The sequence below is a fragment of the Bradyrhizobium sp. HKCCYLS20291 genome, assembly GCF_051167715.1.
Taxonomy (GTDB): Bacteria; Pseudomonadota; Alphaproteobacteria; order Rhizobiales; family Xanthobacteraceae; genus Bradyrhizobium.
On record NZ_JBNPTO010000005.1, the window covers coordinates 295,742 to 312,437 of the forward strand.

The window sequence follows — 16,696 nt, forward strand, 5'->3', positions numbered from 1 at the left end:
GATTGAGGATTGTGACTATGAAAACGCTTGCCACCGCCGTCTCGCTGCTTGTCGCGAGCTCGCTCGGCGCCTTCGCTGCCGATATGCCGGTCCGCTACACCAAGGCTCCGGCGCCGGCTGCGATCTACAATTGGACCGGCGGCTATTTCGGCGGCAATGTCGGCTACGGCTGGGGCCGCTCGAACCTCGGCACCGTCCTCGACCAGACCAGCAGCTGGGCGGGCGAAACCGTCGCCTTCCAGAATCAGTTCGTCGCCCTCAGCAACAACCGCCTCAACCCTGCCGGCATCATCGGCGGCCTGCAGGCCGGCTACAACTGGCAGACAGGTCCGAGCGTGTTCGGCATCGAGGCGGACTTCAACGGCTCGGGCATGAGCCAGCGCCTCATCGTCACCGGACCCAACCCGCCGACGACCCGCACCTTCAACGAGAGCATCCGCAACGATTGGTTCATGACCGTGCGCGGCCGCGCCGGCTACGCGATCGACACGACGCTGCTCTACGTCACCGGCGGTCTCGCGGTCGGCAACGTCAAGGGCAGCTGGGATGTGACCTCTGGCAACGGCTACGCCAAGACTGCGTCAATCGACCAGACCCGGCTCGGCTGGACCATCGGTGCGGGCGTCGAGCACGCCTTCGCGCCGAACTGGACCGTCAAGTTCGAATATCTCTACACCGACCTCGGCAGCGTCAACTACACCTCGGCCTACGTGCCCGGCAGCACCTTCGCTCCTCCCGGCGCGAACTATGTCGAGCGCCTGTCCCAGGACTTCACCTTCCACACCGCCCGCGTCGGTGTGAACTACAAGTTCGGCGGACCGGCCGTCGCCCGCTACTGATCCCGACAACCGCGAGGTCTGCGCGCAAAAGCCTCAGCTGTGCTGAGGCTTTTTTGCTTCGCACCGCTGCGATTCGCTCGAGCCTTGGCCGCGATTGGTCACGGCGCCGAATCCGAGGGTGCGATCGCCTGGATCAGCAGCAGGCTGCTGAAGATGACGAACAGGCCGAAGGCCTGGAATTCGTCCAGCGACATGCCGAACAGCGCGAGCCGCCAGCCGGCTGGCAGAGCGGCGACCACCCGTGCAGAGCCATCCAGCCGCGCCTACCTCGAACCGGACGTAGCGACCTGCTCGGTGAGCGCCGCACGGACGCGCGCGACGACGTCGACATAATCGCGGCGCTCACTCTGCCGGAACAGACGCACGCTCGGATACCACGGGCTGTCGTCGCGGCCGAGCAGCCAGCGATAATCGGGCGTGAACGGCAGCATGATCCAGGTCGGCTTGCCAAGCGCGCCGGCGAGATGTGCAACGCTGGTGTCGACCGTGATGACAAGGTCGAGCGCGTCGATCAGGGCGGCGGTGTCGACGAAGTCGCGAATGTCGGCGGTGAGATCGAGAACATCGCCGCGCGTGGCGAGCAACGCCTTGTCCGAGGGCCGCGCATCCTTCTGCAGGCTGACGAACCGCGCACCGGCATCGAGCAGCGGCATCAGCGTCGTCAGCGGCATCGAGCGGTTGTGGTCGTTGAGATGCGCGGGGTTGCCGGACCACACCAGCCCGACGCGCAGCTTGTCGTGCGGGCCGAGCCGCTGCTCCCAGGTTGCACGGCGTTCCGCGGGCGCGCGTGGCAGATAGCGAGGCGCTGCTGGGATGGTGTCGAGGCGGGTGGCGAAGGCGAGCGGCAGGCTCGACAGCGGGCAGTGATAGTCGATGGCGGGCACCGCATCGATGCCGCGGGCCAGGCACTGCGCCACACCCTCCATCCCCGACAGCAGCGGCTGCAGCACCGCGTCGACTTCGAGCAGGACACGGGCACCCTGCGCGGCGACGGTGCTGGCATAGCGCGAGAACTGGATCGTATCGCCAAGTCCCTCGTCGCTGTGCAGCAGAATGGTCTTGCCCGACAGGGGTGCATCGGCCAGCCAAACCGGCACGTCGAAGCTGCGCGCGACGAAGCCGACGGCGCGGCATTGGCGGCCCCATTCGCGTGCGGCCCAGCCGCGAGCAAAGTCGCCGGTCAGCAGGCGGAACAGCGCGGCGTTCCAATGCGCATCGGCGAAATCCGGCTTCAGCGCAACGGCGCGATCGAAGCTGGCGAACGCCTCGTCGAACCGGTGCAGCTCGGCCAGCGAGGTGCCGCGATGATTGTGGAAGTCGGCGGTCTGCGGCCGGATCGCGATCGCCTTGTCGAACACGGCGATGGCTTCCTCGTGGCGATTGAGATTCTGCAGGATGCAGCCATAGCCGTTGGCAAGGTCGGGATCATGCGGCGCCAGCAGATGCGCACGGCGGCCGAACTCATCGGCCTGCGCGTAGCGGCGCAGTCGCCGCAGCGAGATCGCTTTCAGATACAGCACGCGCGCCTGATCCGGCACCACGGCCAGCGACCGATCGAACGCGGCGATGGCCCGTTCGTAGTGTCCGGCGTCGAAATGCAGCCCGCCGGCCTTGTTGGCGGCCTCGACGCAATCAGGCTTCAGCTTCAGCACCTCGTCGAACGCCAGCGCCGCCTCCGCACCACGGCCCTGCGCCTCGAGCACTTCGCCGAGACGAATCCAAATCGTCATGCGCTCCGGCGCAAGTTGCAGCAGGCGATCGCAGGCCAGTGCCGCCTCGGCATGACGGCCCGTCAGCTGCAACAACTCGCCGAGAGCGTCCCAGCTCTCGACCGCATCGCCCTGCAGCTGCAGCGCGCGATCATAGGCCTTGATGGCCTCGTCGAGCCGGCCCGCGAGCCGCAGCGCCTGCGCGAGGCCGACGAAGCCATCGGGCCCGGCCATGTTCTGCCTGATCGCGCGGGCGAACCACTCGATGGCATCGTCGGCGCGCTTGAGCGCGAGACAGACCTGCCCCATCGCCTGCAGCGCCTCGATCGAAGCGGCATCGAGCGCCAGGGCGCGCCGGCAGGCATCCTCGGCCTGGGCAAGCTGGCCCGCGCGCAGCAGCCTCAGCGCCGCGGCGCACATCGCCTCGGACGTATCGCCATGGCGCGACGGTCCGGGTTTGCCCGGAGAGGGGCCGGCAGGCCGGCGCGGCTTGTGCTTCATCGGGAGATCTCTGCGCTCGTGCTGCAAGCGGTAGATGATTCCCAGATGCACGGAAAGATTGTCGGCTCGCGCGAAAGATCAGGCGCTCTCGGCCGGCGCCAGCGGCGCCGGCTCGAGGCCGCCGAAGCGGCGCTCGCGGCCATGGAACGAGGCCAGCGCCTGGGCCAGATCGGCGGCATCGAAATCAGGCCACATGCGCGGCGTGAAGTGCAGCTCGGCATAGGCGCCTTCCCACAGCAGGAAGTCCGACAAGCGTTGCTCACCCGAGGTGCGAATGATGAGGTCGACGTCGCGCAGGCCTGCCTCTCCGGTCACCAGGTCGGAGAATGCCGCGCGCGTCAGCCCCTCGCCGGAGCCCGCCTTGGCGGCGGCGTTGAGGATCGCGTCGCGGGCCGAGTAGTCGACGGCGATACGCAGATGCAGGGTGCGTCCATCACGCGTCGCCGCTTCGGCACGGCCGATCGCATCGGCGATGCCGCCCGGCAGCCGATCGCGGCGGCCGATCACGGTGAGCCTGACGCCGTTGCGCACCAATGTCTCCACTTCGCTAGCGAGATAGACCCGCAACAGCGCCATCAGCGCCGCCACCTCGGCGCGCGGACGCCGCCAATTGTCGCTGGAGAAGGCGTAGAGCGTCAGCGTGCCGACACCTTGATCAGGTGCGGCCTCGACCACGCGCCGGATCGCCTCGACGCCGGCCTCGTGACCGCGCAGCCGCGACATCCCCTTGCGGGTTGCCCAGCGGCCGTTGCCGTCCATGATGATGCCGACATGCAGGCCGTCCACCACAGCAGGCGATTGGGGTTGCAGACTACTTTGCATTGCAAAGCTCCAGGTCAAAAAAATCCGGTGAGAGGCTCAGGCGCGGCCCGGGATCAGGCCAGCTTGAGATGGCGCGTGGTCCTTGCCGGCTGCCGCCGCGGCGTCGCGGACCAGGCGTTCGAGCACGGCGAGATAATCGAGAAAGCGGCGGCGGCCGGCCTTGGTCAGGCGGCAGCTGGTGTGTGGGCGGTTGCCCTCGTAACCCTTGGTGACTTCGACCAGCCCGGCTTCCTGCAACACCTGCAGATGCCGCGACAGGTTGCCGTCGGTCAGTCCGCAGAGCTGCTTGAGGTCGGCGAAAGCGAGGCCCTTCGGATGCGCCATCAGCGAGGTGAGCAGTCCGAGCCGCGCCTTCTCGTGGATGACGCGATCGAGCCCATCATAGGAGAACGGCGCGCTGCCGTCAGTCTTCGGCATCGGAATCTCCCGTTGCAAAATACAGAATGCCCGCCATCAGCGCCTGGCCGACGGCGAAGGGCACTCCCATGGTCCAGGGGGACAGCAGATGGGTCACGCTGCCGAACACGAGGACCGCGAAGCCCGCCAGGAAGTAGAACGCGCCGGCCAGCGCGACGGTGCGAGGCAACGAGCGCACCGAGGCGAACACGCCGAGCGACATCAGGATCTGCCAGAGGCCGGGCAGCATCCACAGCGCTTCAGGGGCGAATTTCCACAGCAGCACCGCCAGCAGCACGCCGGCGATTCCTGCGGGGAGAAACTGCTCGACCGCCTGGTGGATCATCGCGTCGGCCAGGCCGGAATGATGGCGGCGCGACCGCGCCCGCATCTCTACCCAGATCATGGTCAGCGAGACGCAGGCAGCCGCCGCCCAGCCGAGCAGGAAGGTCAGCGGCTCGCCGGTCGGATCGCGCAGCACGAGCTGCTGGACGATGGCAGTCAGGAGAGCGACCGCCGCGGTCGCCGCCATCGTCGCCGGTCCATAGCCGCGAAACGCAGTGCCCGCCGCGAGCTGGCTGCGGATCGCGATGATATCGGCCAGCGCCTTGTCGAGGTCGCGCATGTCTGACGGGGTCCGGCGCCATTAACTTTGCAATACAAAGTATACACGATGACAAAGTGAACACAAGCCCGTCAGTGCTCCGTTGGATAACGGTCCCGCGGAAGGAGCCTCAGAGCATCTCAATAATAGCTGAAGCGGTGCACGCGCCGCGGCGGCGGCATGTCGCCATAGACGGTCGGGCCGCGGCGCGCCGGATCGAACGCGACGCGCGGATTGATGCCGCAACCGGCGTTGCGTCCCGAGGCGCTGGCCCGGCATTGCTCGAAGGTCTGATAGGAGCAGTCGCCGGGATAGCCGACGCCCCTGCCCTGCACGCACCAGGGATAGTCGTAGCCGGCGACAGCGGGCGCGGCGCCGCCTCCGCCGATCAGTGCAACGCCGACGAGGCTGGCCGTCACCATCATCACCTTGCGCATGGCCTACTCCCTTTCAGGCGAGCAGGTTTCAGCACATGGCCATGGTCAAAAAACGACAAATCCGCGGAGCGCATCATCAAGCAGGGCGACGACGTGTCGCGCCGGCGGCACGCCTCGCGGCCAGCTTGCGATCGCCTCGCGTCAGTCCAGCTTCAGGCCGGCAAACTCGACGACCTTCTTCCACTTGTCGGTCTCGGCAGCGATCTGCGCGCCGAACTGCTCCGGCGACTGGATCAAGGGCTCACCGCCGAGCTCGACGAGCCGCTTCTTGATGTCGGGCTCGGCAAGGATCGCATTGACCTGCTTGTTGAGCTTCTCGATGATCTCCTTCGGCGTATTCTTCGGTGCGCCAATCCCGAACAGCGCGCTCGCCTCGTAGCCTGGCACGGTCTCCGCAACCGCCTGCACGTCGGGCAATTGCGGCGAGCGCTCCTGGGTGGTGACGCCGAGCGCACGCAGCGAGCCCGCGCGGATATGCTGAATGATCGAGGGCATGTTGTCGAAAATGACCTGGACCTGGCCACCGAGCATGTCGGTGATCGCCGGCGCAGCTCCGCGATACGGCACATGCTGCATCTTGGTGCCGGTCATCGCCATGAACATCTCGCCCGACAAATGCACCGAGGTGCCGTTGCCGGACGACGCCATGTTCACCTTGCCGGGGTTCTCCTTCAGATAGGCGATGAACTCGGCGACATTCTTGGCCTTGATGTCGCTGTTGACGGTCATCACGTTCGGCACGCGATTGAACGAGGCGATCGGTGCGATGTCGCGAACGAAATTGAACTTCAGGTTGGTGTAGAGGCTGGCATTGATGTAGTTGGCCGGATTGACGAGCATGATGGTGTAGCCGTCGGCGGCCGCGTTCACGACCGACTCCGTGGCGATATTGTTTCCTGCGCCCGGCTTGTTCTCGACCACGAACTGCTGGCCGAACGTCTCCGACAGCCGCTGGCCGATCAGCCGGGCCAGGATGTCGGTCGCACCGCCTGGAGGATAGCCCACCACGAAACGGACCGGACGGGCGGGATAATCCGCTGCGGAAGCACTGCGGAAGACGGCGACGGATGGAACGGCGGAAGCGATCAGGCCAAGCGCAGTGCGACGTGAAATCATGCGTTTCCTCAGATATATCGTTAAGCGTTCGTTAACGAACCGCCGACACGGATCGTAGCAGAATGCCGCTGCCGCGGCGAGGTCGATGTCTCAATCAGGGGGATGAACCCATGCCGGTCAAGGCCAACGCACTCGATCATCTGGTCATCAACGTCAGCGACGTCGAGCGGACGACGACGTGGTATCAGAAGGTCCTGGGCATGGAGCTGCAGGTCACCGACCTCGGCCCGGGGCGGGCCAAGCGCACCTCGCTGCTGTTCGGGAACCAGAAGATCAACGTGCGACCGAAGGACGCGGACAAGGTCGACTGGTTCACCGCCGACCATGTGACAGCCGGCAGCGACGACCTCTGCTTTCTTACCGCGAGCACGCCGGACGAGGTCGTGGCACATCTCGACGCGCTGGGCATCGCCATCGAGGAAGGGCCGGTCGCCAAGCAGGGCGCGCGCGGCACCCTGCGCTCGGTGTATTGCCGCGATCCCGACGGCAGCCTGATCGAGATCTCGTCATACCAGGATTGAGCCGGGGAGACCGAGCTACTTCGCCGCGGTTTCGCCGCTCTGCTCCATCCTTGCGGCGATCTCGCTGCGCGACCACCCGGTCAGTTGCGCCAGATCGGCAGCCTCCCTGGCGAAGCGTCCGGCGAGCTTGTCCTTGTAGGCCTTCGCCGCCTCGCACGCCGCCTCGCCCCGCCAGGGGTGGTGCTGAACGTAGCGTCCCTGAAAGTTGCTGCGGTCCTTGGTCTCGATGAAGACGATGTCCTCCGGAAAGGATTTCGCATCGTAGCGAACGTGCAGCCGGGTGACGAACGCGTTCGATGCGCCCGAGCCGCGCCGGACGCTGAAGGCCGTACCGTCGTCGCTGCCGATCCAGCGCGCACCGAGCTCGACCAGCTCCTTGTTGCTCATCGGATCGGCGGCGCAGGGATCGCACCATGCCATGTCCCAGGCATATTCGACGAACACCGCCTGCATGTTTTCGCGTGCGACGGCGCGCTCGAACGTCGCCTTGTAGAACGGCCCGAACTCATCCTTCACATAGAGCGGCACGTCGACATCGGAGGGGATCTTCACGGTGCGGTAGTTGGCCGCCTCGATGCGCCCGCTCTTGGTCAACGCATAGACGATCAGGTCCTGCGGACCTCTGGCGTTCACCGTCCCGAGCCGCAGCGGCACCATGAACTTGGCGCTCTGGTAGCGCACCTGCAGCGGCCGGAGCTGGCCATTGCCCAGCCCCGTCATGCGCTCGACATTGACCTTGGCGACGAAGAACCGCATGCCCTGCTTGATGTAGCTGCCGAGCACGGCCTCCGCGCCTGGCGGGATGCGGTAGTTGTTGTCGGTCAGCCAGCGCGTCAAGCCGTCGCTCTCCTGCGCGGACAGGATCAGCACGTCATACTCGGCGACGTCGTAGCTGGCCTCGATGGAGACGCCGTAATTCCGCCGGGCCATTTCATACACCGCTCCCGCCATCATCGGCGCCGCCGCCGGCATGGCCCGCGCGGCAACGACGACCGGCGCACAGGGATCGGCGTCGTGATACTCGACCAGCCGAGGTGCGGTGTATTTGTCGAGATGGTCGATCGTTTTCGGCTCGACCACGCCGATCTGCTTGCGTTCGATGAAGGTCGGCACGGGAACGACGACCGCGAACTCCTTCACGTCGCCTTCGAAGTCGCTGGCCATGGTGATCGCGGTCTGCTGGCCGTCGCGGGCGAGGATCACCTTCGACGACTGATTGAACAGCTTGGCATCGGCCTGCGCGACATAGAATCCGCAGAACGCGTTGGCGGGAACGACCGCCGCCTGGGCGAGGATCGCCGCGGCGGCGACACCGGTGCGGAAGAGCTTGGTGTAGCGCAGGGTCATGTCGATACTCCTTCGGGAACGGACGGACGCCAGGAAAACCGGGTGGCCGGGATGAGCCGGTCGAGCACCAGCGTCAGCGGCGACAGCGCGATGAGCGCCACATAGAGCGCCGGGCGCATCTGCATGAAGAAGGTCAAATAGTGCGCGGTCACCGCCACCGTCATCGCGAACAGCAGCCGTCCGGCACGCGAGTCCGGCGTTGTGCGTGGGTCGGAGATCATGAAGAAGGTGAAGATCAGCAGCGAGCCGCTCTGCAGCTGATGCAGCGGAATGACGAGGGGATCGCCGAGCCAGGCGGCGCGCAACAACAGCAGGGCGGCGTGACTGGCGAAGAAATACACCGCGACGTCGGCTCGCCGGGACGCGCTCAACACCAGGATCGCGAAGCAGCCGGCGAGGCTCGCGAACCAGATTTCGGTGCCCCATTGTCCCGGCGAGATCCACACCCCCTTGGAGGTGAACAACAGCACCACGATGGCAAGCCCGGCGGGGTTGAAGACATGCTTGCCGTCGATGCGCAGCACGAATTTCGAGCCGATCGCGATGACGGCCGCGGCCGCATGCAGCCACAGCGCGTCGGCGCGAAGCAGCAGGCTGAGCGACAGCCCCGTGATCAGCGGCGATTTGAGGTCGAGCGGCGCGCCGGAGATGCGGCAGCAGACCGCCTGCGTGAGCAGCGCAGTTGCGATCGCGATCACGCTGGCTGCGGGTCGCGCGCCGAAATCGATGACGGCGAAATTGATCAGCAGCAGCGTGGCCAATGCCGCGATCTGGAAATAGCGGGCGTCGGGCAGCCGCCATGATCTTGGCAGGGCCAGCATGCAAACCTCCGGGCGTGTCTTGCCGCGCCATTGGTCGCCCTCAGATTGAAACGGGTTCAATCCCGATTTGATCGTGCCGAGATGAGGTGGCACAACAGGAGAACGCGAACGAAGCGGCCGGGACGGGCGGCGGATCAAGAACAAGGGGAGCGGACATGAACGGGACGACAATCGCGGCCGGCACGGTGACGCCGTTCGACGGCATCGACGTGCCGTGGCTGCTCAAGCTGCGCAGCGAGACGAGGCGCGACCATCCGTTCCTGATATCAGCACCATTCGACGCGCCGGCGAGGGCCTGGAGCTACGGCGAATTTCACGACCGCGTCGGCGCCCTCGCGGCAGGTCTGGTCAAGCGCGGCGTCAAGCCCGGCGACGCGATCCTGATCCATCTGGACAATTGCATCGAGGCGATGCTCGCCTGGTTTGCCTGCGTCGAGCTCGGCGCGCTCGCGGTGACCACCAACACGCGCTCGGCAGCGGCCGAGATGAGCTACTTCGCCGAACATTGCCGCGCGGTGGCGGCGATCACCCAGCCGGCCTATGCCGAGATGATCTCGACGCATTGCCGCGGACTGCGCTGGCTTGCGGTGATCTCGCATGACCCGGGACAGACGGAAACGACACCTGTCGGACGGGGCGATCGCTTCGAAACGCTGTTCGCCGACAGCGCCGACCGGCCGCGGCGCGCACCCGACCCGATGGCGCCATGCAGCGTTCAATACACGTCCGGCACGACGTCACGGCCCAAGGCGGTGCTCTGGACGCACGCCAACGCGCTGTGGGGCGCCAAGGTCAATGCCGTGCACGAGGACCTGCACGAAAGCGATGTGCACCAGACCTATCTGCCGCTGTTCCACACCAATGCGCTGGCCTATTCGATGCTGGCGTCGCTCTGGGTCGGCGCGACCTGCGTGATCCAGCCGCGCTTCTCGGCGAGCCGGTTCTGGAGCGTGGCGCGGGAGCATGGCTGCACCTGGACCTCGACGATTCCGTTCTGCATGAAGGCGCTGCTCGACCAGGAGGTGCCGGCCGATCACAAGTTCCGGCTGTGGGGCACCGCGCTGTCGGAGCCGACGGCGTTCGCCAAGTTCGGCATCAAGATCATCGGCTGGTGGGGCATGACGGAGACCATCACCCACGGCATCGTCGGCGAGATCGATCAGCCGAACACGCCGATGTCGATCGGCCGCGCCGCGCCGGAATACACCATTCGCATCACCGACGATGACGGACGGCCGACCGCGGTCGGCGACACCGGCAACCTGGCTATCAAGGGCGTGCCGGGATTGTCGCTGTTTGCGGAGTATCTCTACAACGCGGAGGCGACGCGGACGAGCTTCGATGCCGACGGCTTCTTCCTCACCGGCGATCGCGTCACGCGGCTGCCGAACGGCTTCATCAAGTTCGGCGACCGCGCCAAGGACATGCTCAAGGTCGGCGGCGAGAACGTCGCGGCCTCGGAGATCGAGCAGGTCATCATCACCGTATCAGGCGTGCGCGAGACCGCCGTCGTCGCCCGGAAGCACCCGATGCTCGACGAGGTCCCGGTGGCCTTCGTGATTCCGCAGGCCGATGTTGCGCGCGAAGAGCTGGCCGACAAGGTGCTGGCCGCCTGCCGCGCCGGCCTCGCCGACTTCAAGGTGCCGCGCGAGGTGAGGCTGGTCGACGAGATGCCGCGCTCGACGCTCGAGAAGGTCGCCAAGGCCGAACTGCGCAAGCTGCTGGATTGAGACCGTGCCGGCCCCGTCAATCGGATCCGCGCCTCAATTCATGACGACGCGGATCGGCAGCTTCTTCGGTCCGTTGACGAAGGTCGCCTGCGTCATCTTCACGGGACCGGCCAGCGACAGCGTCGTGAGCCGCGGCAACAGCTCTTCGAACAGGATGCGCATTTCCAGCCGGGCGACGTGCTGACCGAGACACAGATGCGCGCCATAGCCGAACGCGAGATGCCGGTTCGGCTTGCGGTCGCAGCGAAAGCTGTCGGGATTTTCGAACACCGCCTCGTCGCGATTGCCGGAGGCGTAGCACAGCATCAGCCAGTCGCCCTTGGCGATGCGGCGGCCGCCGAGCTCGGTGTCGGCAGTGGCGCTGCGCATGAAATGCTTGACCGGCGTCATCCAGCGAATGGCCTCGTCGACGAGGCCCGGGATCAGTTCCGGATCGGCCTTGACGCGTGCGAACTGCTCGGGGTCCTCGGCGAGCGCCCAGATCGCGCCGGCGGTCGACGATGATGTCGTATCGTGGCCGGCGGTGGCCACGATCATGTAGTAGCTGGTGCGATCGTGCAGCGGCATGTCCTCGCCATTGATACGGGCGTTGGCGATGACGGTGGCGAGATCGTCGCGCGGATGGGCCTTGCGGTCCTCGGTGATGCGCTGGAAATAAGCCGCGAAGTCGGCCACCACGGCCTGCATCATGGCGGCGAAGACCTCGGCCGACAGCGCCTCGCGCACCCGCGCCGTGTCAGGATCCTGCGGCCCGAACAGCTCCTGCGTCAGCTTCAGCATGCGCGGCTCGTCCTGCTCCGGCACGCCGAGGATCTCCATGATTACATGCAGCGGATAGCCGAGCGCGACGTCGTCGACGAAATCGCACAGGCCGCCGCCGGCCGCGACCTTGGCCGCCATGCGATCGACGGTCGCGCGGGCGATCTCGCGGATGCGCGGCTCGAACTTGGCGATGTTGGCCGGCATGAACCAGCCCTGCGTCAGCGCGCGATATTTCGGATGATCGGGCGCATCCATCTGCACCAGCGAACGCACCAGATTGGGCTTTCCGGTGATCTTGTGGACGCGGTCCAGCACCGCCTTGTTGGTGAGGGTCGTGGCGCGGTCGGCGTTGTGGAACAGCTCGTTCTGCCGGCTGATGTTGAGAATGTCGGCGTGCCGGGTCACCACCCAGAACGGATCGAAAGTCTCGAGCTCGGCGCGGCCAAGCGGGTTGTTGGCGCGCAGCCAGCGATAGGCATCATGGATGCGGCGGTCGGCGTAGCACGCCGGATCGACCAGCGTGGCCGCGATGGATCCAGGAATGACCTCGTCAGCCCCTGTCGCTGCGCTCATGCCGATCCTCCCGCGCGCCTGTTCGTTGGCGGGTAGGATAGTGCGCGGCTGCGGACAGGCACTTGCGTCCAGCGGCTATCGCCGGCGATGGCGCGGCTCAGCGCGCGGGTCTCAGTGCGCGCCCATGGCGACGGGACGGAACGCCTGCAGCAGCTGCTGGTCGAGCTTCGGGCCCATGTTCTCCATGATCTGGAACGCGCGGGCATGCGAGAAGGCGGGACGATAGGCGCGGCGCTCGATCAACGCCGTATAGATGTCGACGATGGTGGTGAGGCGCACGATGTCGCTGATCTGCTCGTTGTGCAAGGCATCGGGATAGCCGGAGCCGTCGAGGAACTCGTGGTGATGCAGGATGACGTCGAGCATCTCCGGCGAGAAGCCGCCCTGCCGCCACAGCGCCTCATAGCCGCGCCGCGGGTGCTGGCGCAGGATCGCGATCTCCTCGGCGGTGAGCTTGCCCTGCTTGTCGAGAATGGCGACCGGAATGAACGCCTTGCCAACATCGTGCAGCAGCGACGCGCGGACCAGGCGGCGCTGATCGTCGTCGCGCATGCCGAGATGGATCGAGAAGCCGACGGCGAAGCCGGTCACGAACAGGCAATGCCGGTAGGTGTCGTTGTGATGACAGCCGACCACCGTCATCCACTCGCGCAGCGAGGAATGCTTGATCGCCTTGAGAATCCGGTTCTCGGCCGCGACGACATCCTCCATCGTCAGCGCCACGCCGGCGGGAAGCTTCTCGAAGATCTTGACCATCACGGCCTGCGCCGCCTCGACGCCGCGATTGAGCAGCTTGCCGCGATCGGTCTCGTCATAGCCGTCGTCGGCCGGCAGCGCCGAGCGGATGCGCTGCAGCACGTCGGCCGGGCTGAAGGGGCGCGCGATCGTATCGGTGGCGCCCAGCGCCCAGGCCTGCATGGTCGCATGATGCAGCGCCTCTGCCAGCACGAACAGGCGCGGCACCTCGCTGTAGGCCCGCGACGACAGCTTCTTGCGGACCCGCTGGACGCTCTCGGGTGAGCGCAGGTTGATGTCGACGACGACTCCGGAGAAGCGGTTGCCGGGATTTTCCGGAATCTCGGTGGTCGGCATCATGTCGACATCGCCGACCGAGCGGAGAATGCGCGCCAGCTCGTTGCTCTGCTCACCGCGGTCAGACGCGAGCAGGAGATGGCGCTTGGTCGCGGTCTGGGTCACGGTCTGCTTGGCTGTCGCGCTCATACGTGCTCGCCCCTGCGGTTTGCTGCCGTGCAAGTTACCGAGATACGGGTTCGCCGCGGCTTAAACCGATCGCTCAAGCTGTCTCCTTTCCGGTGAGCAAAGCGTTAAACCGATCGATCGAATTGAACGGCTTCCTCCCTCGCCATGGACCTCCGCAAAAGAAAACCGCCGGAGAAGCATCTCCGGCGGTTCCCAGTCGTTGCGGTGCAATCGGTCGGGCTAGGCCTTCATCGCGGCCTTGACCGCCGCGGCGGTGATCGGCAGCGAGCGCAGCCTTGCGCCGCAGGCGTTGTAGATGGCGTTGCCGAGCGCCGGCGCCACCACGGTCACCGCGGGCTCGCCGACGCCGGTGGCCTTCTCGCCATTGGCGATGACGGAGATTGCGACCTCCGGCACCTGGCTCATCCGCAGCGGTGTGTAGCTGTCGAAGTTGGTCTGCTCGATGCCGCCATCCTTCAACGTCGCCTTCTCGTACATCGCCAGCGACAGGCCCCACAGCGCCGCGCCCTCGACCTGGGCACGGATGTTGTCGGGATGCACCTGGGTGCCGACGTCGGTCGCCACGGTGAGCTTCTTCACCGTGACCGCGCCGCTGTCAGCCACCGCGACATGGGCGACGCAGGCCGTCCAGCTCGCGGTCGCACGCTCCTGCGACGACACGCAGGCGACGCCCATGCCCTCGCCCTTTGGCAGCTTCTTCGCGCCGTAGCCGGACAGGCCCATCGCCGCGAGCAGCGTGTTGCGCAGCCGCTGCGCGCCGCCATCGTTCTTGCCCTTGCCGTCGAGCAGCGCGATGCGGAACTGGGCCGGATCCTGGCCCGAGGCGGCGGCGATCTCGTCGATCATGCTCTCCACCGCCCAGAACGTCCAACCCGGCGCCACCGAGCGGAGCTGCCCGGACGGCGTCGCATTGTGCGCGAGCTCGTTCTTGATCGCGCGCACATGGTGGTTGGGCACGGTGTAGAAGAAGTCGGCGCCGTTGACCGTGAACGAGTCGAGCGGGCCCTTCTTGTCGACCGAGGGCGACAGAAAGTCCGGGATGCCCCAGCGCGCCGTCGGCCAGGCCGAGACCACGTCGTGGCTGAGCGCGACCAGCTTGCCGCTGGCGTCGAGGCCGGCCTTGACCTTCTGGTAGGTGAGCGGCCGCGAGTAGTCCATCGTCATGTCGTTCTCGCGGGAGTAGATCACCTTGACCGGCTTGCCGACGGCCTTCGCCGCCTGCACCGCCGGCACCATCATGTCGGCATCGAGCCTGCGGCCGAAGCCGCCGCCGAGCCAGGCCTGGTGCATCACGACATACTTCGGATCGATCCCGGCAGCCCCAGCCGCGATCGCGCCGGAGCGGGTCGCGAACTGATTGCCGGAATAGATGTGCAGGATGTCGCCCTTGAACTCCGCGGTCGCGTTCATCGGCTCCATCGGCGCATGGATGTTGATGCTGGTGGTGTACTCCGCCTCCAGCACCTTCACCGCACCGGCGAGCGCCGCATTGGCATCGCCGTCCTTGACGAAGAACTGCCCGGCATCGTCCTGCGCCTGCAGCCGCATCGCCTCGGTGATGATCGAGTCGGTGCTGACGTTGGCGTGCGGGCCCTTGTCGTAGCTGATCTTGAGCGCGTCCGCCGCCTTCTTGGCGTTGGCGAAGGTCGAGGCCACCGCGACAACCCAGCCCGAGGTCGAGCCGGTCTTGTCGTCGAGGGTGATGGCCTTGATGAAGCCCGGCACCTTCTTGGCCTCGGAGTCGTCGACTGCCGTGACGGTCGCGCCGAAGCGCACCGGCGGCGTCACCACCTTGCCGTAGACCATGCCCGGCAGCATCGTATCGATGCCGTATTTCGCCGTACCGTTGGTCTTGGAGGGAATGTCGATCTGCGGCACCGAGACGCCGATCATGGTGTACTGATCGGGTGTCTTCAGCGTCAGCGCCTTCAACTCGTCCGGCGTGAAGCTCTTGGTGATCTTGCCGCTCTTGACGATCTCGGCATAGCTCATCTGCTTCTTCGACTTCGCATGCATCACGACGCCGTCACGCACCGTGAGCTCCTTGGCCGGCACGCCCATCGACGCGGCTGCCGCCTCGGTGAGCGCGATGCGCCCTGCGGCGCCGGCGCGGCTCATGGCGTCGAAGTTCATCATCGTGCTCCAGCTGCCGCCGGTGATCTGGGCGCCGAGCACGGGATCGTTGAACTTCGGATCGTTGGAGGCGAGTTGGACGCGCATGTCCTTCCAGGCCGCACCAAGCTCTTCGCAGACGATCTGCGCCATGGTGGAGGCGATGTGCTGGCCCATGTCGGCCTTGCCGCAGGTCACGGTGACGAGACCATCGGGGGCGATCGAGTACCACACGCTGGGCTCGAAGGCCGACGGCGTCGTCGCGGCAAGCGCGGAATCGGCGAGGCCGGCATAGCCGAGCACGAGGCCGGTGGCGGCGGTGCCGACCAGGAAGGAACGGCGGCTGAGATCGGCGGCCATGGTGGGCGCTGCTTTCACGTGCTGGTTCATGTCGCCCTCCGGTCGCTGGTGTTGGACGCGGTGCGCATCTCGGACGCGGCGCGCTGGATCGCCTTCTGGATCCGCGAATAAGTCATGCAGCGGCAGAGATTGCCGTCCATGTGCGCTGTGATCTCCTCCTTGGTCGGGCTCGTGGTCTTGGCGAGCAGCGAGGCCGCCTGCATGATCTGGCCGGACTGGCAGTAGCCGCATTGCGGCACCTGCTCGGCGACCCACGCCTTCTGCAGCGGATGATCGCCCTTCTGCGACAGGCCCTCGATAGTCGTGATCTTCTTGTCCTTGACGTCGCCGACCATGGTCTGGCACGAGCGCACGGCTTCACCGTTGACATGCACGGTGCAGGCGCCGCACAGCCCGGCGCCGCAGCCGAACTTGGTGCCGGTCATCTGCAACTGCTCGCGGATGACCCATAGCAGCGGCGTGTCGTTCGCCGCGTCGACAGAGACATCCCTGCCGTTGATACTGAGTTTCGCCATTGCCAAGAACCTCCTTACGGGACGGATTTGCTCTGGAGCGAACGCCCATCGGCGTTCCGGGCACATCGCGGCCGCGCGGTGCCCCATCGTCCACGCGCTCGCCGGATTGGTGAAGTTGCAGTCTCGACTCGCGGCGGCGACACAGGCGGCCGCCGCCGCGATGAGGTCAGATCAGCTCTTGTCTGCTCTTGCGCTCGGCAGCCTTACGGGCGGCGCAGGCGTACATGTTGATTTCCATGCCGACGGGCACTTCGACGATCTTGGGGGCAGTCCAGCTCATGCTCGTTCTCCCGGAGAGGATGATGAACGC

At 66.2% G+C, this 16,696-nt stretch carries 17 protein-coding genes; 3 read left to right on the forward strand and 14 right to left on the reverse strand.

The window, feature by feature from the left end; all coding sequences use genetic code 11:
• Positions 1 to 17: 17 nt before the first annotated feature.
• Positions 18 to 839 carry an outer membrane protein gene (locus ACQR07_RS14265; RefSeq protein WP_434902900.1) on the forward strand — a complete coding sequence of 274 codons (822 nt, stop codon included), beginning with the start codon at positions 18 to 20 and terminating at the stop codon, positions 837 to 839.
• Between the two features lie 98 nt (positions 840 to 937).
• Here the strand turns inward: ACQR07_RS14265 and ACQR07_RS14270 are convergent, their stop codons facing one another.
• The 7 genes from ACQR07_RS14270 to ACQR07_RS14300 all read right to left on the reverse strand — a co-directional run bounded on the left by ACQR07_RS14270 (position 938) and on the right by ACQR07_RS14300 (position 6,424).
• The gene (locus ACQR07_RS14270) at positions 938 to 1,078 is read right to left on the reverse strand and encodes a hypothetical protein (RefSeq protein WP_434902901.1); all 141 of its coding nucleotides are present in this window, start codon (positions 1,076 to 1,078) and stop codon (positions 938 to 940) included.
• 24 nt (positions 1,079 to 1,102) lie between these two features.
• On the reverse strand, positions 1,103 to 3,049 hold the full coding sequence (locus ACQR07_RS14275; RefSeq protein WP_434902902.1) for a tetratricopeptide repeat protein: 1,947 nt from the start codon (positions 3,047 to 3,049) through the stop codon (positions 1,103 to 1,105).
• A gap of 78 nt (positions 3,050 to 3,127) precedes the next feature.
• Complete coding sequence (locus ACQR07_RS14280; protein ID WP_434902903.1) at positions 3,128 to 3,871, reverse strand: di-trans,poly-cis-decaprenylcistransferase; 744 nt, start codon at positions 3,869 to 3,871, stop codon at positions 3,128 to 3,130.
• A 36-nt stretch (positions 3,872 to 3,907) separates the two neighbouring features.
• The gene (locus ACQR07_RS14285) at positions 3,908 to 4,288 is read right to left on the reverse strand and encodes a winged helix-turn-helix domain-containing protein (protein WP_434902904.1); all 381 of its coding nucleotides are present in this window, start codon (positions 4,286 to 4,288) and stop codon (positions 3,908 to 3,910) included.
• Entirely contained in the window at positions 4,275 to 4,892 is a 618-nt protein-coding gene (locus tag ACQR07_RS14290; RefSeq protein WP_434902905.1) for a hypothetical protein, read from the reverse strand. The genes ACQR07_RS14285 and ACQR07_RS14290 overlap by 14 nt, the downstream gene beginning before the upstream one ends.
• A gap of 119 nt (positions 4,893 to 5,011) precedes the next feature.
• On the reverse strand, positions 5,012 to 5,308 hold the full coding sequence (locus ACQR07_RS14295) for a DUF3551 domain-containing protein (protein ID WP_434902906.1): 297 nt from the start codon (positions 5,306 to 5,308) through the stop codon (positions 5,012 to 5,014).
• A gap of 141 nt (positions 5,309 to 5,449) precedes the next feature.
• A complete protein-coding gene (locus ACQR07_RS14300) occupies positions 5,450 to 6,424 on the reverse strand; it encodes a Bug family tripartite tricarboxylate transporter substrate binding protein (protein WP_434902907.1) in 975 nt (324 codons plus the stop codon).
• A 110-nt stretch (positions 6,425 to 6,534) separates the two neighbouring features.
• On the opposite strand from ACQR07_RS14300, the gene ACQR07_RS14305 reads away from it, so the two are divergent.
• Positions 6,535 to 6,945, forward strand: a complete 411-nt coding sequence (locus ACQR07_RS14305) for a VOC family protein (protein ID WP_434902908.1) — start codon at positions 6,535 to 6,537, stop codon at positions 6,943 to 6,945.
• 15 nt (positions 6,946 to 6,960) lie between these two features.
• Here ACQR07_RS14305 and ACQR07_RS14310 read toward each other — a convergent pair whose 3' ends face one another.
• Together ACQR07_RS14310 and ACQR07_RS14315 are read right to left on the reverse strand one after the other, a co-directional pair.
• Positions 6,961 to 8,292 (reverse strand): DUF2330 domain-containing protein, encoded by a 1,332-nt coding sequence (locus ACQR07_RS14310; protein WP_434902909.1) that lies wholly within the window; start codon positions 8,290 to 8,292, stop codon positions 6,961 to 6,963.
• Positions 8,289 to 9,113: an RnfABCDGE type electron transport complex subunit D gene (locus tag ACQR07_RS14315; RefSeq protein ID WP_434902910.1), complete on the reverse strand. Its 825-nt coding sequence runs from the start codon at positions 9,111 to 9,113 to the stop codon at positions 8,289 to 8,291. Before ACQR07_RS14315 ends, ACQR07_RS14310 begins: the two co-directional genes overlap by 4 nt.
• Before the next feature lie 155 nt (positions 9,114 to 9,268).
• On the opposite strand from ACQR07_RS14315, the gene ACQR07_RS14320 reads away from it, so the two are divergent.
• Positions 9,269 to 10,843 (forward strand): AMP-binding protein, encoded by a 1,575-nt coding sequence (locus ACQR07_RS14320; protein ID WP_434902911.1) that lies wholly within the window; start codon positions 9,269 to 9,271, stop codon positions 10,841 to 10,843.
• A gap of 33 nt (positions 10,844 to 10,876) precedes the next feature.
• Here the strand turns inward: ACQR07_RS14320 and ACQR07_RS14325 are convergent, their stop codons facing one another.
• From ACQR07_RS14325 to pqqA, 5 genes are all read right to left on the reverse strand, one after another.
• Positions 10,877 to 12,178, reverse strand: coding sequence for a cytochrome P450 (locus tag ACQR07_RS14325; protein WP_434902912.1), 1,302 nt, complete (start codon positions 12,176 to 12,178; stop codon positions 10,877 to 10,879).
• Between the two features lie 111 nt (positions 12,179 to 12,289).
• Positions 12,290 to 13,399, reverse strand: a complete 1,110-nt coding sequence (locus ACQR07_RS14330) for an HD-GYP domain-containing protein (RefSeq protein ID WP_434902913.1) — start codon at positions 13,397 to 13,399, stop codon at positions 12,290 to 12,292.
• Positions 13,400 to 13,618: 219 nt separating this feature from the next.
• A complete protein-coding gene (locus ACQR07_RS14335) occupies positions 13,619 to 15,901 on the reverse strand; it encodes a molybdopterin cofactor-binding domain-containing protein (protein WP_434902914.1) in 2,283 nt (760 codons plus the stop codon).
• On the reverse strand, positions 15,898 to 16,386 hold the full coding sequence (locus tag ACQR07_RS14340) for a (2Fe-2S)-binding protein (RefSeq protein ID WP_434902915.1): 489 nt from the start codon (positions 16,384 to 16,386) through the stop codon (positions 15,898 to 15,900). Before ACQR07_RS14340 ends, ACQR07_RS14335 begins: the two co-directional genes overlap by 4 nt.
• 166 nt (positions 16,387 to 16,552) lie before the next feature.
• Entirely contained in the window at positions 16,553 to 16,666 is a 114-nt protein-coding gene (gene pqqA, locus ACQR07_RS14345; RefSeq protein ID WP_434902916.1) for a pyrroloquinoline quinone precursor peptide PqqA, read from the reverse strand.
• Between the last annotated feature and the right edge of the window lie 30 nt (positions 16,667 to 16,696).